The following is a 14309-nucleotide window of genomic DNA, read 5'->3' on the forward strand; positions in this document are numbered from 1 at the left end:
ATGAATAACAAGATATATCTTCATTATGATATGGACGCATTTTTTGCTTCAATTGAGCAGAGGGATAATCCAAATTTACGTGGGAAAGCGATTGCAGTGGGAAGTGGCGTTGTCACAACGGCAAGTTATGAAGCTAGAAAGTTTGGAATAAAATCGGCTATGGCGATGGCAAATGCAAGAAAATTGTGTCCACATTTAAAAGTAGTTTATCCCAGAAAAAATTTCTATTTTGCTGAAGGAAAAAAAATACAGGATTTAATAAGAAAAATCATTAAAATTTATGAATTTACTTCGGTAGATGAAGGTTATTTGGATATTACACAATTCATTTTTGCAGAAAATCAGACGGAAATAAAAAAAATTTCCAAAATTAAAAGATTTATAAAAAAATTTAAGGAATATATATACAAAAATGTGAATTTAACTTGTTCAGTTGGAATAGGTTTTAGCAAAGTTAGTGCGAAAATTGCAAGTGACGCTAACAAACCAAACGGATTTTTTATTTTTAAAAATAAAAATCATTTTATGAATTATATTTCTGAAAAAGATTTTTCAATAATTCCTGGAATTGGAAAAAAAACGAAAGAAATTTTAAACTTTCATTTTGGAGTGACAAAAGTTTCGCAACTTTATGAAATCTCAAAAGATGAATTAATTAAAAAATTTGGTGCAAGTAAAGGCGAATATATTTATGATGTCATTCGGGGAGAACATTTTGCTAAAATTAATGTTGACAGAAAGAGAAAGTCTTATGGCTATGAGATAACTTTTAGTCAAAATGTTGATGAAATTTATGAGTTGCAGGAAGAAATAAAAGCGCAAGTAAAAAAGATTTGTCAAAAGTTAAAAGAGCAAAAAGAATTCGTAAAAACGGTTACAGTAAAAATAAAATACTCTGATTTTGCTGTTCACACTCGTTCAAAGACACTGGAAAATGTAACAAATGATGAAAAATTAATGTATAAAATTGCGCTTGAAAATTTTAATTATCTTATAAAAAAAGATGAAGTGAGACTCATCGGAATTTATGTGAGCAACATTTTTAAAAGAAGCTATATCCAGTTAAAACTGATTGATGCAACTTGACAAAACATAAAAAAACTGATAGTATTATAAGAGTGGTTAATGACTTTTTGGTCATAAATAAACATTAAAATATCATAATTTTGAAAATGAAATGTTTTAATGATTTTTTTAAAAAGAAGGAGGTTACATCTTGGCAAGAGAAATTTTAGAAAAAATAAAAAATGCTGAAAGAGAAGCTGACAGTATTATTTTAAACTCCAATGAAGCTGCAAAAGATATTTTAAAAAATATTGACGCGAAAATAAAAGCTGATAGTGAAAAAATACTTTTGGAAGCATCAAAAGAAGCGGAAAGCATAAAAAAATCTTCAGTGGAAAAAGCCGAAGAAAAAGTTAAGTTTCTTTTAGACAGCGAAGCGGAAAACATAAAAAAAATTCTTGAAATTGATGACATAAAAATAGACAAAGTCGTTGATTTATTGGCAGAGAGGATTGTAAAATAATGGCAATAGTAAAGATGAGTAAATTTGATTTGGTCATTTTTAATTCTAAGAGAGCGGAAATACTAAAAAGACTTCAGAGATTTAAAGAAGTCAATTTTGTCGATATAAATTTAAGTGACAGTGAAGATGAAAATGATGAAATCAACGAAAATAAAATTGAAGATGTAACAAAATATGTGAACAATGAAGAATTGACACATATTGAAGAAAGACTTCATCAAGTGAGAAGTGCAATTTCTCTGATAAAAAAATATGATGTGAAAAAGACTCGTTTAAGAGATGTTATTAAGGGAAATGAAAATTACACATTTGATGAATTGTATAAAAAAGTTTTGTCGTATGACTGGAAAAAAGTATCTTCTGAATTAAATGATATTGGAGCTCAATATGCCAATATTAAGAGCAGAATTTCTAAAAAATACAGCAAGTACGATGAAATTGATTTATGGGAAAGACTTGATGTCAATCCGAAAGAATTAAAGCAATTAAAAAAAGTTAATTCTTATTTAGGAACTGTACCGTTAAAATTAAAAGGCACATTTATTGAGCAAATTTCAAAATTGAATAATACTTATTATGAAGAATTGAAAATTGTAAAAGATGAAGTTTATTATCTTGTAATCTCACTTATTGAAGAAAATGAAGCCAAAAAACTGTCTGAAGTATTTAGAGATAGCAGTTTTACTGTGGCAAATCTTGATATAGATGCAGTTCCTCAGGATTACAAAGATAAGCTGCAAAAAGAAATTTCTGAACTAAAAAAGAAAAAAGAAAATTAAAATCAAAAATCAAATCATATGGTGAAGATTTAACAGATTTGGAAGCAATCTATGAATATTTACAAAATAAAAAATTGAGAATCACCGAATCTGAAAAATTGGCACAAACAGAAAATACTAATATTATTAATGGTTGGATACCAACAGCAAAAAAAGATGAATTTGAAAAATTGATAAGAGAAGAAACAGATGGAAATTATTATTTAAGTTTTGAAGAAGCTAAAAAAGACGACGAAACGGTTCCAATCAAATTAAAGAATGGAAAAATTTCAACTAATTTTGAAACTCTTACACAGATGTATGCTTATCCGAGATACAATGAAATTGATCCAACGCCGTTATTTACACCATTTTACATCTTGTTCTTCGGTATGATGGGAGCTGATGTCGGATATGGATTAGTTCTTTTACTTGCAACAGCCATCACTTTAAAAATTGTTAATTTAAATGACAGTATGAAAAAATCAGTTAAATTTTTCTTTTACTTGAGTTTTTCAGTTATCTTTTGGGGATTTTTATACGGTTCGTATTTTGGTGCAACAATACCAAAAATGTGGCGTTTAATTGATCCTTCCAGCGAATATAATACACTTCTTATAGGTTCTATTGCATTTGGAGTTGTCCATATTTTTGTAGGACTTGGAATAAAAGCGTATATGTTGATTCGTGATGGAAAATCGCTTGAAGCAGTTTATGATGTATTATTTTGGTATATGGCACTTGCAGGTGGAATTGTATTTTTAATTTTCAAATTAAAGAATTTGTCGCCTGTCGTAACTCAAGTTTCAATGTGGGTAATGATTTTAGGAATGGCTGGAATTATACTTACGGGTGGAAGAGAAGCTAAAAGTGTCGGTGCAAAACTAGGTGGCGGACTATACAGTCTTTATGGAATCTCAAGTTATATCGGGGATTTCGTATCTTATTCAAGACTTATGGCGCTAGGGCTTTCTGGTGGATTTATCGCTTCAGCAATTAATATGATTGCAGGAATGATTGCGGGAAATTGGGCTGGAATGATATTTGTGCCTGTGATTTTGGTATTTGGACATCTATTTAATATGTTTTTATCATTCTTAGGTGCATATGTTCATACATCAAGACTTATGTATGTAGAATATTTTGGAAAATTTTACGAAGGTGGAGGAAGACCTTTTAAAGATTTTAGAACAGAAACTAAAAAAATAAATTTAAAAGACTAAAAAATTAGAGAATTAATCTATAAATAAAAATAATAAATAATTTTAGGAGGAAATAAAATGAATTTGAATTTATCACAATTTTTAGCACAAAATGGGGGTGCAATATTTGCAACATTAGGAGCGGCATTAGCAACATTGCTAGCAGGAATTGGTTCTGCTAAAGGAGTAGGATTAGTTGGTGAAGTGGCAACAGGGCTTATGAGTGAAGAACCAGAAAAATTTGGTAAATCACTAGTATTACAATTGTTACCAGGTACACAAGGGTTGTACGGTTTCGTTATTGGACTTATGGTTTTAGGAAAAATAACTAAAGATCTTACTGTTGCAAATGGTTTAGGAATTTTAATGGCTTGTCTTCCAATCGCAATCGCAGGATATGGTTCAGCAATCGCACAAGGTAGAGTAGCGGCATCAGGAATTAGCTTACTTGCAAAAAATGAAGAACAAAATACAAAAGGTATCATTTATGCGGTAATGGTTGAAACTTATGCGCTACTTGCATTCGTAGTATCTATTATGTTGTTAGGTAAATTTTAATTAAAGAAAAAAGTTAATTAAAAAATTTGCAAAAAAAGGAGGCAGACAATGTCTAACATTGACAATTTGACATCGAAGATTTTAAGTGATGCGAAAGCTGCTGGAGAGCAGATTGTGAGTGAAGCACAAGAAAAAGCTGATGAAAAATATGAAAAAAGCATGAAACAAGTTTCACAAAAAAAAGAAAAAATTCTTGAATCAGCAAAAAAAGAACAAGTACTTTTAACTGACAGAATAAAATCAAGTGCAAATTTGAAAATAAGAAATGAAAAATTAAAAGCAAAACAAATAGTAATTGATAAAGTTATAGAAAAGTTAAAAGAAAAATTAGCAAATATGAAAAAAGAAGATTATATGGCATATTTAAATAAAAATATTGATAAAAATTCGATTTCTTCAAAAGAATTAATTGTAAAAAAAGAGTTTTTACAAGATGTGAAAAAAGAATTTAAAAACGCTAAAATTAAAGAAAATGAATTTGTAAGTTCAGGATTTATCATTGAGGAAAATGGTGTTCAAAAGAATTATACTTTTGAAGTAAAAATAGATTTTATGAGAGACGAATTGGAAGTTGAAATTTCAAAACTTCTTTTCTCATAAAAAGTAAACTTAGCTATGAATTACTTTAAAATTGCAAATTTAAAATATTTTTGCAATTTTAAGTAAAATTAAGGGAGAAAAAAATATGGATAGAATGGATTACGGTCAAAGTGTCGTAACTATTAGGGTATTAGAAAAAAGACTCTTAACTAAAAATAGGATTGAGCGAATGATAGAATCTGAAACTTGCGAAGAGGTTTTAAAATTATTGTCAGAAACTGAGTATTCTCAAGATATGACGGACATTCAAAATAGCAGAGATTATGAAAAAATTTTAAAAAGAGAAACAGAAAGAGTTTTTTCACTAGTTCGCAATATGTCTAAAAATAAAGAAGTTGTTGATATTTTGTCACTAAAATACGACTATCACAATTTGAAAGTATTGATAAAAAGCAAAGTTTTTGAAAAAGATAACACAAATTTATTGATGAATGCTGGAACGATTGATATAACAAAATTTAAGACAAAATCTGAAACTCAAAGTTTAGATTTGCCAGAAGAAATTTTAGAAGCAATTGCAGAAATAAAAAAAGAGGAAAATCTTACTCCGCAAAAAATTGATATTATTGTAGAAAAATATTATTTCAAAAATTTAGTAAATTTATCAAAAAAAATTGATGTGAAAGTTATAACAGATTATGTCAAAGGACTTATTGATTTTCAAAATATAATAACCTTATTTAGAGTTCAAAAACAAAATAGAGATGCAAAATTTCTGGACAGCGTAATATTTGAGGGCGGAACAATTTCAAAAGATAAAATTGTGGCGTCATTAAATGACAGTTCAGAAACAATTTTGAATAAATTTAAAAAAGAAAAATTGGGACCATATTTAGTAAAAGGTGTAGAAGTTTTTAACGAAACAAAAAGATTATCGGAATTTGAAAAAATATCGGATAATTACTTGATGGAATTAAATAAAGAATCTAAATACATTGTATTTGGACCTGAACCGCTATTTACATATCTTGTTGCAAAAGAGAGGGAAATTAATGCAATTAGACTTATTATGGTCAGCAAAATTAATAATATAAGTTCAGAGAAAATAAGGGAAAGGCTGCGTGATACATATGCATAAAATAGGTGTTGTTGGAGATAAAGATACAATTTTACCATTTAAAGCACTAGGACTTTGCGTGTATCCTGTAATAACTAAAGAAGAGGCAAGACATTCCATAGATGAAATGGCAAAAAATAACTTTGGTATTATTTTTGTAACTGAGCAGACAGCCATTTTGGTAAAAGAAACGATTGAAAGATATACAGATAAAATAGTACCGGCGATTATTGTCATTCCTAATAATCAAGGAACACTTGGATTAGGATTAAATAAAATAGATGAATATGTAGAAAAAGCAATAGGCTCTAACATATTTTAATTTTTTGAATAGTTAAATTAAAATAGTTTTCAAAATTTAAAGAAAGAAGGTAGATTAGTTGAAAACAGGAAAAATTATTAGAGTATCAGGACCTCTTGTGGTTGCAGAAGGTATGGAAAACGCCAATGTTTATGATGTGGTAAGAGTTTCTGATAGTAAACTTATAGGTGAAATTATCGAAATGAGAGGGGACAAGGCCTCTATTCAAGTATATGAAGAAACAGTAGGAATAGGTCCAGGAGAGCCTGTTTATACAACAGGAGAACCTTTGAGCGTGGAGTTGGGACCAGGATTACTGGAAGCGATGTTTGATGGGATTCAAAGACCGTTAAAAGAATATCAAAATATTGCTGGAGATTTTTTGACTAAAGGAGTGGAAGTTGCTCCATTAAACAGAACGAAAAAATGGGAATTTGAGCCGGTGCTAAAAGTTGGAGAAAAAGTGCAAGAAGGAGATATTTTAGGAGCTGTTCAAGAGACATCGGTTGTAAGTCATAAAATAATGGTGCCATTTGGAATAAAAGGGACGCTAAAATCAATAAAAGCAGGAAATTTCACAGTAACTGAAACAGTTGCAGTAATTGAAACTGAAAAAGGTGATGTAGAAGTTCAAATGATGCAAAAATGGCCAGTTAGAAGAGGTAGAAAATACGCAAAAAAATTAAATCCAGAAGCTCCATTGATAACAGGACAAAGAGTAATTGATACATTTTTTCCTGTAACAAAAGGTGGAACTGCTTGTGTACCAGGACCATTTGGTTCAGGGAAAACAGTTGTGCAGCACCAGATGGCAAAATGGGCGGATGCTGAAATTATTGTCTATGTAGGTTGTGGGGAACGTGGAAACGAAATGACAGATGTTCTTATGGAATTTCCAGAAATTGTCGACCCTAAAACAGGGGAATCACTTATGAAAAGAACAGTACTTATAGCAAATACTTCAAATATGCCAGTTGCAGCAAGGGAAGCTAGTATTTATACTGGAATTACGATTGCTGAGTACTTTAGGGATATGGGATATTCAGTTGCAATAATGGCGGATTCTACATCGAGATGGGCAGAAGCGCTAAGAGAAATGTCAGGGCGTCTTGAAGAAATGCCGGGAGATGAAGGTTACCCAGCATATCTTGGTTCGAGGGCTGCTGAATTTTATGAAAGAGCTGGACATGTCGTTTGTTTAGGAAAAGATGGAAGAGAAGGTGCGCTAACTGTAATTGGTGCGGTATCGCCTCCAGGTGGAGATATTTCTGAACCAGTATCACAGGCAACTTTGAGAATCGTTAAAGTGTTCTGGGGGCTTGACGCAAACCTAGCTTACAGAAGACATTTCCCAGCGATTAACTGGTTAAATTCTTATACTTTGTATCAAACAAAAGTCGATGGATGGATGGACAAAAATGTAGGACCTGAATTTTCTAAAAATAGATCAAAAGCTATGTCGTTACTTCAAGAAGAATCTAGTTTGCAAGAAATTGTAAGACTTGTAGGAAAAGATACTTTGTCAGAGAAAGATCAATTGAAACTGGAAGTTGCAAAATCAATAAGAGAAGATTATTTGCAGCAAAATGCATTTATGGAATCTGACACTTATACTTCTCTTGAAAAACAAGATAAAATGTTAGCATTAGTTTTAAAATTTTATGATGAAGGAATAAGAGGTTTGGATAACGGAGCGTATCTAAACGAAATTTCAGAGTTAGCAGTAAGAGAAAGAATTGCCAGAGCAAAATATTTGCCAGAATCTGAATTAAATAAAATTGACGAAATTTCAAAAGAGTTGACTGAACAAATTGATAATTTAATTAACAAAGGAGGTGCATTAAATGCTTAAAGAATACAAAACTATAAAAGAAATAGTGGGACCGCTTATGGTAGTTGAGGGAGTTGAAGGAATTACTTATGAAGAATTGGTAGAAATTCAAACTCAAACTGGAGAACTTCGTCGTGGTAGGGTCTTGGAAGTTAGTGGAGATAAAGCGGTTGTGCAATTATTTGAAAATTCAGCCGGAATTAACTTAAAAGACTCAAAAGTTAGATTTTTGGGAAGACCATTATCCCTTGGAGTTTCTGAAGATATGATAGGACGTGTATTTGATGGGCTTGGAAGACCAAAAGACAACGGTCCTAAAATTATACCAGAACAGACACTAGATATTAACGGAGTTGCGATAAATCCAGTTGCTCGTGATTATCCATCAGAGTTCATTCAAACTGGAGTTTCAGCAATTGACGGGTTAAATACGCTTGTAAGAGGGCAAAAATTGCCGATATTCTCTGGTTCAGGTCTGCCACACGCTGATTTGGCGCTGCAAATTGCAAGACAGGCGAAAGTTTTAGGAAAAGATGAAAAATTTGCGGTTGTATTTGGTGCAATTGGGATTACATTTGAAGAAGCGCAGTTCTTTATTGATGACTTTACAAAAACGGGTGCGATTGATAGAGCGGTGTTATTTATGAACTTGGCAAACGATCCTGCGATTGAAAGACTTGCAACTCCTAAAATGGCTCTTACTTGTGCTGAATATTTGGCATTTGAAAAGGGAATGCATGTGTTGGTAATACTTACTGACTTAACTAACTATTGTGAAGCGTTAAGGGAAGTTTCGGCTGCAAGAAAAGAAGTTCCAGGTCGTCGTGGTTATCCAGGATACCTTTATACCGATTTATCGACAATTTATGAAAGAGCTGGAAGAATTAAAGGAAGAAAAGGTTCAATTACACAAATTCCTATTTTGACAATGCCTGAAGATGATAAGACTCACCCAATTCCAGATTTAACTGGATATATTACAGAAGGACAGATTATTTTATCAAGAGATTTGTATAAGCAAAATTTGATGCCTCCAATTGATGTTTTACCGTCACTTTCGAGATTGAAAGATAAAGGGATTGGAAAGGGGAAAACTAGAGAAGATCACGCTGATACGATGAATCAATTATTCGCAGCTTATGCGACTGGAAAAGAAGCTAAAGAACTTGCGGTAATTTTGGGAGAATCGGCGCTATCTGAAACGGATAAAGCGTTTGTTAAATTTACAAATGCGTTTGAGTCGCAATACGTGGCACAAGGATTTGAAAATAATAGATCAATTGAAGATACACTAAATTTAGGATGGGATTTGTTAAAAATATTACCAAGAACAGAGCTTAAGAGAATTAGAGACGAATATTTGGAAAAATATTTACCAAAAGGTGATGAATAATTATGGCAAAATTAAATGTAAATCCCACTAGAATGGAGTTATCAAAACTAAAAGTCCGTCTAAAAACTGCAACAAGTGGACACAAACTTTTAAAAGATAAGCAAGATGAACTTATGCGGCAATTCATAGGCTTAGTGAAAGAAAATAGAAAATTGAGGTTAAAAGTTGAAGGTAAATTACAGGATTCGTTCAGGGACTTTTTATTAGCTCGTGGAGTTATGTCAGATGAGATGCTGGAAGATGCGATTACTTTTTCACAGCAGGAATTAGGTGTAGATATTAAGACTAAAAATGTGATGAGTGTAAATGTACCTAAAATGACTTTTAATCAAACTGAATCTGAAGAAATTGCCTACCCTTATGGATATGCACAGACTTCGGCGGATTTAGATGATGCAATTGAAGGTTTAAGTAAAGTTATGAGAAATTTACTGGAGTTAGCAGAAGTGGAAAAAGCGTGTCAATTGATGGCGGATGAAGTTGAAAAGACAAGACGGCGTGTTAATGCGCTAGAATATATGACAATTCCGCAATTAAAAGAAACTATCAGATTTATCCAAATGAAACTGGATGAGAATGAAAGAGGAAGCATAACAAGACTTATGAAAGTCAAAGATATGATGGCAAAAGATAAAGAAGCATAATTTTATTAAATGCGCTAAAATATTAAAATTATAAAAATAATATTTTAGCGTAATTTTTAAATATAAAAAATAAATATTATCGGACTTATTTTGTAATTTTACAAAAAAATTTTTTAAAATAATTAATTTTGATTTCTTTAATTTAAGAAATTATTTAAATTAATAAATTAATTGACTAAAAAAGAAGAAATGAAAAAATATAAAATATAAAAAATAATAGAATAGAATAAAAAGAAAAGAAAAAAAGAAAGGAAAGAAAAAATAAAATGGTAAAGTTAATAGCGATAGATATGGATGGAACTTTATTAAGTGAAAAAAAACACATTGAAGAACCGCAAAAAAAAGCAATTCACAAAGCGATAGAAGCTGGAGTGAAGGTCGTTCTTTGTACAGGAAGACCACTTTTTGGGATATTGCCACCTTATAAGGAATTGGAGCTGGAAAAATATAATTTGGATGAATATGTGCTTTTAAACAATGGATGTTCAGTTCATAAAACTACAGATTGGGAATTACTTGCTTTTGAAGAAATTACAAAAGAAGATGTCGTATATTTGAATGAGTTGAGAAAAGGTTATGATTTGGATTTTACGGTTTCAAATGATAAAGATTACTTTGTAATTGGCGAGAGAGCAAATGAATATACAAAAGAAGATGGAAAATTAGTGTATGTTGAAGTTCAGCCAATTTCAATTGAAGAAGCGACAAGTGGAAAGCATACATTTTTTAAATCAATGTTTTTAGGTAATGAAAATGAAATCACAAGATTTGTAAAAGACAAGGGAGAATTGATAAATAGCAGATACAGTGGCGTATTAAGCCAAAAATATATTTATGAAACATTGCCAAAAGGTGCAAATAAAGGTGTGGCATTAAAAAAATTAGCAGAAAAGTTAAATATTCCAAGAGAAGAAGTTATGGCAATTGGAGATGGAAATAATGACATTGAAATGCTAAAATTTGCTGGAGTTGGAGTTGCTATGGGAAATGGAACTAAAATGGCTAAAGATGCGGCAAATTATATAACTGACACAAATGAAAATAATGGAGTGGCGAAAGCTATAGAAAAATTTTTGGGGGAATAATCCCCCAACTTTATTTAGATTTATTAAAGTTCAAAAATTCATTTATAAATAAGTCAATATCCCCGTCCATAACTTTTTCAATATTTCCTTCCTCAGCTTTTGTTCGGTGGTCTTTAACCATTTTATAAGGCTGAAATACATACGAACGAATTTGGCTTCCCCATTCAATTTTTGATTCTGCGCCTTTTATATCGGAAATTTCTTTTTCCCGTTTTTCCATTTCCAGTTCAAATAGTTTCGCTTTTAATATTTTCATCGCCGTCTCTTTATTTTTTAGTTGAGAACGCTCATTTTGGCAAGTTACGACTGTATTTGTGGGAAGATGTGTGATTCTAACAGCTGAATCAGTTGTATTTACATGCTGTCCTCCAGCACCACTTGCACGATAAGTATCAATTTTCAAATCTTCACTGCGAATATCAATTTCCACCTCGTCGTCAATTTCTGGAATGACATTTACAGCGGCAAATGAAGTGTGTCTTCGAGCATTTGAATCAAATGGCGAGATTCTAACAAGTCTGTGAACTCCTTTTTCTCCTTTTAAATAACCATATGCGTAATTTCCTTTAATATTTAGCGTGATACTTTTAATTCCAGCTTCTTCTCCAGCAAGTGAGTCTAAAATTTCAACTTTAAATTTATGATGGTTCGCCCATCTGTCGTACATTCTGTAGAGCATTTGTGCCCAATCACATGCTTCAGTTCCACCAGCACCAGCATTTATCGTAAGAATTGCACTGTTCATATCATATTCTTCGTTTAAAAGTAATTTTGTCTTAAAATTTTTTATTTCTTTGTCTAAATCCAATATTTTAGGTTCTAACTCGGTTTCAAAAGAGTTGTCGCCCATCTCAAGAAATTCTACAATTGTATCAATTTCTTCGTAAGCATTTTTTAGAATATCGTATTCTTCCAATAATTTTTTTTATTATTTAAATTTTTTAATATTTCTTTACTATCTTTTCTATTCCAAAAATCATTTTCAAAAGTCTTTTTTTCCAAGTTATCAATTTCGTTTTTTAAATTTTCTGGGTCAAAGATGCCTCCTAATTTCTTCAATATCAATATTATTTTGTTCCTGTTGTTTTTTTATTTCAAACAAATCCATATTTTTACCTCTCTTTTTTCTTTTTTATTAATAAAATTGTTAAAAAAACATAAATCATGTTTTATTTACTGACAAGAGCTCAAGACTTCTTATTGGGAAAATATAAATATTAAAAGAAGCTGCTCTTCCAAAAAAACAGCCTCTCATTAATTTCTTAAAAAATTGAATAATAATTATTTTCTCAAACCTTCAACAACTTTACCAGTTTCTTCGTTGTACCAAACTTCGTTTACTAATGGTTCTTCTTTAACGTAAGATAAAATATTGTTAAATGTTGCTTCAGCAATGTTATCTAGTGCTTCTTTTGTCAAGAATGCTTGGTGAGAAGTTAGTACAACATTGTTAAATGACAACAATCTAGCTAATAAATCATCTTCTAACACACTTGCTGATTCATCTTCAAAGAAATAGCTACTTTCATTTTCGTAAACATCAAGTCCTGCTCCACCGACTTTTTTATCTTTTAATCCTTCGACTAGTGCTTCTGTGTCAATTAATCCACCTCTGGCAGCATTAATTATGATAACACCGTCTTTCATCTTAGCAATAGTTTCTTTGTTAATTGTGTGTCTTGTTTCAGGGAATAATGGGCAATGTAATGAAATTACATCAGATTTTGCAAATATTTCATCTAATGTCACATAAGTGAAATTTCCTTCTTTTGCAGCTTGTTCATTAGGGAATTTATCATAACCAATAACTTTCATTCCTAATCCATTCAAAATTCTTATGAAAATTCTTGCTATTCTACCAGTTCCAATAATTCCAGCAGTTTTTCCGTTTAAATCCATTCCAGTTAATCCTGCTAGGCTGAAGTTTCCTTCTCTTGTTCTGTTATAAGCTTTGTGAGTTTTTCTATTTACTGACATAAGTAGAGCTAGTGCATGTTCAGCAACAGCATATGGAGAGTAAGCTGGTACTCTTAAAACAGTAATTCTATTTTCACGAGCTGCTTTTAAATTAATGTTGTTGTAACCAGCACATCTTGCTGCAACCACTCTTACTCCATTTTTTGAAAGTATGTTTAATACTTTTTCGTTTAAATCATCATTTACAAATGTACAAACAACATCTTGGTATTTTGTAAGCATTACATTTTTTAAACTTAATTTTTCTTCAAAATATGTAATTTGCGCACCAAATTCTTTGTTCCATTTGTTAAAAAACTCAATGTCATATGGTTTTGCATCGAAAACTACAATTTTCATCTTAAATTCCTCCTAAATATTATTATAATATTATTATAGTAGAAAAAATCGATTAAGTCAAATAATTTTTAGGCTTTAATAAAATAAAAAAATTTTTATAAATATAAAGTTTGAAATAAAAAAATTTTAGTGATATAATTAAAATTATAAAAAAATATAGAAAGCGAGGATTTTTTATGCTAAACGATTATCATATGCACTTTGAATATGGAAGTTACAAGGATGAATTCGCAAATCCTTTTTTTGAACAGGCTAAAAAAATGGGACTTAATGAAATTGGAATAACGGAGCATACACACGGGTTTAAAGAGTTTAAGGACTTGTATTATGAAGAGTTGATTCTAGATGACAGTGAAGTTGGAAATTTTCAGAAAAAATGGCTTGAGCAGAAGACGAAGTTTGTTCACACGCTCGATGAATACAAAGATTACATAGATTCGTTAAAAAAACGAGGTTATCCTGTAAAATGGGGGATTGAAGTTTGTAATTTCAAAAATCAAAAAAAAGCTCAAGAAATTTTGTCAAAATATGAATTTGATTATTTAATAGTCTCAATTCATTTTATAAAAGGCTGGGGATTTGATTTTAGCGCGTTAAAACATAAATTTACAGATGAAAATCTAACTCAAATTTGGCGTGATTATGCAAAAGAGATTGAAAATGTGGTAAATACTGGATATTACGATGTTTTAGGACATCCTTTTAATTTGAGATTATTTAAAAATATTCCAAATCCAAATGAAGTTGAAGATTTACTTGAAAATACAGCAAAAGTTTTGAAAAAAAATAATATGATTGTGGATGTGAATACGGGGACTTCTTATCGTTATCCAATAAAAGAAATTACACCATATGAAGATTTTATGAAATATGTGAAAGAATATGATATTCCAGTGATTTTGTCAAGTGACGCTCATTACAGCGAACATGTTGGAATGAATATAAAGGAAGCGGCAGAATATGTAAAAAAATTTGGAATAGATGAAATTGTAACATTTGATAGGAGAAAAAGAACTTTGGAAAAGATATAAAAATA

14 protein-coding genes and 1 pseudogene are annotated in these 14309 nt (G+C 30.8%); 13 read left to right on the forward strand and 2 right to left on the reverse strand.

What is annotated here, in order from left to right; genetic code table 11:
* The 12 genes from dinB to BCB68_RS08080 all read left to right on the forward strand — a co-directional run bounded on the left by dinB (position 1) and on the right by BCB68_RS08080 (position 10957).
* Positions 1 to 1086 carry a DNA polymerase IV gene (gene dinB / locus BCB68_RS08030; protein ID WP_237048602.1) on the forward strand — a complete coding sequence of 362 codons (1086 nt, stop codon included), beginning with the start codon at positions 1 to 3 and terminating at the stop codon, positions 1084 to 1086.
* A gap of 130 nt (positions 1087 to 1216) precedes the next feature.
* Complete coding sequence (locus tag BCB68_RS08035) at positions 1217 to 1528, forward strand: hypothetical protein (RefSeq protein ID WP_094080304.1); 312 nt, start codon at positions 1217 to 1219, stop codon at positions 1526 to 1528.
* Entirely contained in the window at positions 1528 to 2307 is a 780-nt protein-coding gene (locus BCB68_RS10920; protein ID WP_237048603.1) for a hypothetical protein, read from the forward strand. The genes BCB68_RS08035 and BCB68_RS10920 overlap by 1 nt, the downstream gene beginning before the upstream one ends.
* Positions 2308 to 2345: 38 nt before the next feature.
* Positions 2346 to 3509, forward strand: a complete 1164-nt coding sequence (locus BCB68_RS10925) for a V-type ATP synthase subunit I (RefSeq protein WP_237048604.1) — start codon at positions 2346 to 2348, stop codon at positions 3507 to 3509.
* Positions 3510 to 3566: 57 nt separating this feature from the next.
* Positions 3567 to 4046, forward strand: coding sequence for a V-type ATP synthase subunit K (locus BCB68_RS08045; RefSeq protein WP_172826468.1), 480 nt, complete (start codon positions 3567 to 3569; stop codon positions 4044 to 4046).
* 48 nt (positions 4047 to 4094) lie between these two features.
* On the forward strand, positions 4095 to 4646 hold the full coding sequence (locus tag BCB68_RS08050; protein WP_094080305.1) for a V-type ATP synthase subunit E: 552 nt from the start codon (positions 4095 to 4097) through the stop codon (positions 4644 to 4646).
* 85 nt (positions 4647 to 4731) lie between these two features.
* Positions 4732 to 5724, forward strand: a complete 993-nt coding sequence (locus BCB68_RS08055) for a V-type ATP synthase subunit C (protein WP_094080306.1) — start codon at positions 4732 to 4734, stop codon at positions 5722 to 5724.
* Positions 5717 to 6025: a V-type ATP synthase subunit F gene (locus tag BCB68_RS08060; RefSeq protein WP_094080307.1), complete on the forward strand. Its 309-nt coding sequence runs from the start codon at positions 5717 to 5719 to the stop codon at positions 6023 to 6025. The genes BCB68_RS08055 and BCB68_RS08060 overlap by 8 nt, the downstream gene beginning before the upstream one ends.
* 58 nt (positions 6026 to 6083) lie before the next feature.
* Positions 6084 to 7856 (forward strand): V-type ATP synthase subunit A, encoded by a 1773-nt coding sequence (locus tag BCB68_RS08065; protein ID WP_094080308.1) that lies wholly within the window; start codon positions 6084 to 6086, stop codon positions 7854 to 7856.
* Complete coding sequence (locus tag BCB68_RS08070) at positions 7849 to 9228, forward strand: V-type ATP synthase subunit B (RefSeq protein WP_094080309.1); 1380 nt, start codon at positions 7849 to 7851, stop codon at positions 9226 to 9228. The genes BCB68_RS08065 and BCB68_RS08070 overlap by 8 nt, the downstream gene beginning before the upstream one ends.
* A 2-nt stretch (positions 9229 to 9230) precedes the next feature.
* Complete coding sequence (locus tag BCB68_RS08075; RefSeq protein WP_094080310.1) at positions 9231 to 9872, forward strand: V-type ATP synthase subunit D; 642 nt, start codon at positions 9231 to 9233, stop codon at positions 9870 to 9872.
* 266 nt (positions 9873 to 10138) lie between these two features.
* Positions 10139 to 10957, forward strand: a complete 819-nt coding sequence (locus BCB68_RS08080) for a Cof-type HAD-IIB family hydrolase (protein ID WP_094080311.1) — start codon at positions 10139 to 10141, stop codon at positions 10955 to 10957.
* 10 nt (positions 10958 to 10967) lie between these two features.
* Here the strand turns inward: BCB68_RS08080 and prfB are convergent.
* Both prfB and BCB68_RS08090 read right to left on the reverse strand, forming a co-directional pair.
* Positions 10968 to 12065 (reverse strand): annotated as a pseudogene (prfB, locus tag BCB68_RS08085) (peptide chain release factor 2).
* Between the two features lie 173 nt (positions 12066 to 12238).
* The gene (locus BCB68_RS08090) at positions 12239 to 13273 is read right to left on the reverse strand and encodes a 2-hydroxyacid dehydrogenase (protein ID WP_094080312.1); all 1035 of its coding nucleotides are present in this window, start codon (positions 13271 to 13273) and stop codon (positions 12239 to 12241) included.
* Between the two features lie 176 nt (positions 13274 to 13449).
* On the opposite strand from BCB68_RS08090, the gene BCB68_RS08095 reads away from it, so the two are divergent.
* A complete protein-coding gene (locus BCB68_RS08095) occupies positions 13450 to 14304 on the forward strand; it encodes a histidinol-phosphatase HisJ family protein (protein ID WP_094080313.1) in 855 nt (284 codons plus the stop codon).
* Positions 14305 to 14309: the final 5 nt, after the last annotated feature.

The sequence above is a fragment of the Leptotrichia sp. oral taxon 498 genome (assembly GCF_002240055.1).
Taxonomy (GTDB): Bacteria; Fusobacteriota; Fusobacteriia; order Fusobacteriales; family Leptotrichiaceae; genus Leptotrichia; species Leptotrichia rugosa.

Coding starts and splice junctions, on each gene's coding strand:
- BCB68_RS08095 (WP_094080313.1), top strand. CDS start 13,450: ATGCTAAACGATTATCATATGCACTTTGAATATGGAAGTTACAAGGAT.
- BCB68_RS10920 (WP_237048603.1), top strand. CDS start 1,528: ATGGCAATAGTAAAGATGAGTAAATTTGATTTGGTCATTTTTAATTCT.
- BCB68_RS08045 (WP_172826468.1), top strand. CDS start 3,567: ATGAATTTGAATTTATCACAATTTTTAGCACAAAATGGGGGTGCAATA.
- dinB (WP_237048602.1), top strand. CDS start 1: ATGAATAACAAGATATATCTTCATTATGATATGGACGCATTTTTTGCT.
- BCB68_RS08050 (WP_094080305.1), top strand. CDS start 4,095: ATGTCTAACATTGACAATTTGACATCGAAGATTTTAAGTGATGCGAAA.
- BCB68_RS08060 (WP_094080307.1), top strand. CDS start 5,717: ATGCATAAAATAGGTGTTGTTGGAGATAAAGATACAATTTTACCATTT.
- BCB68_RS08055 (WP_094080306.1), top strand. CDS start 4,732: ATGGATAGAATGGATTACGGTCAAAGTGTCGTAACTATTAGGGTATTA.
- BCB68_RS08070 (WP_094080309.1), top strand. CDS start 7,849: ATGCTTAAAGAATACAAAACTATAAAAGAAATAGTGGGACCGCTTATG.
- BCB68_RS08075 (WP_094080310.1), top strand. CDS start 9,231: ATGGCAAAATTAAATGTAAATCCCACTAGAATGGAGTTATCAAAACTA.
- BCB68_RS08090 (WP_094080312.1), bottom strand. CDS start 13,273: ATGAAAATTGTAGTTTTCGATGCAAAACCATATGACATTGAGTTTTTT.
- BCB68_RS08080 (WP_094080311.1), top strand. CDS start 10,139: ATGGTAAAGTTAATAGCGATAGATATGGATGGAACTTTATTAAGTGAA.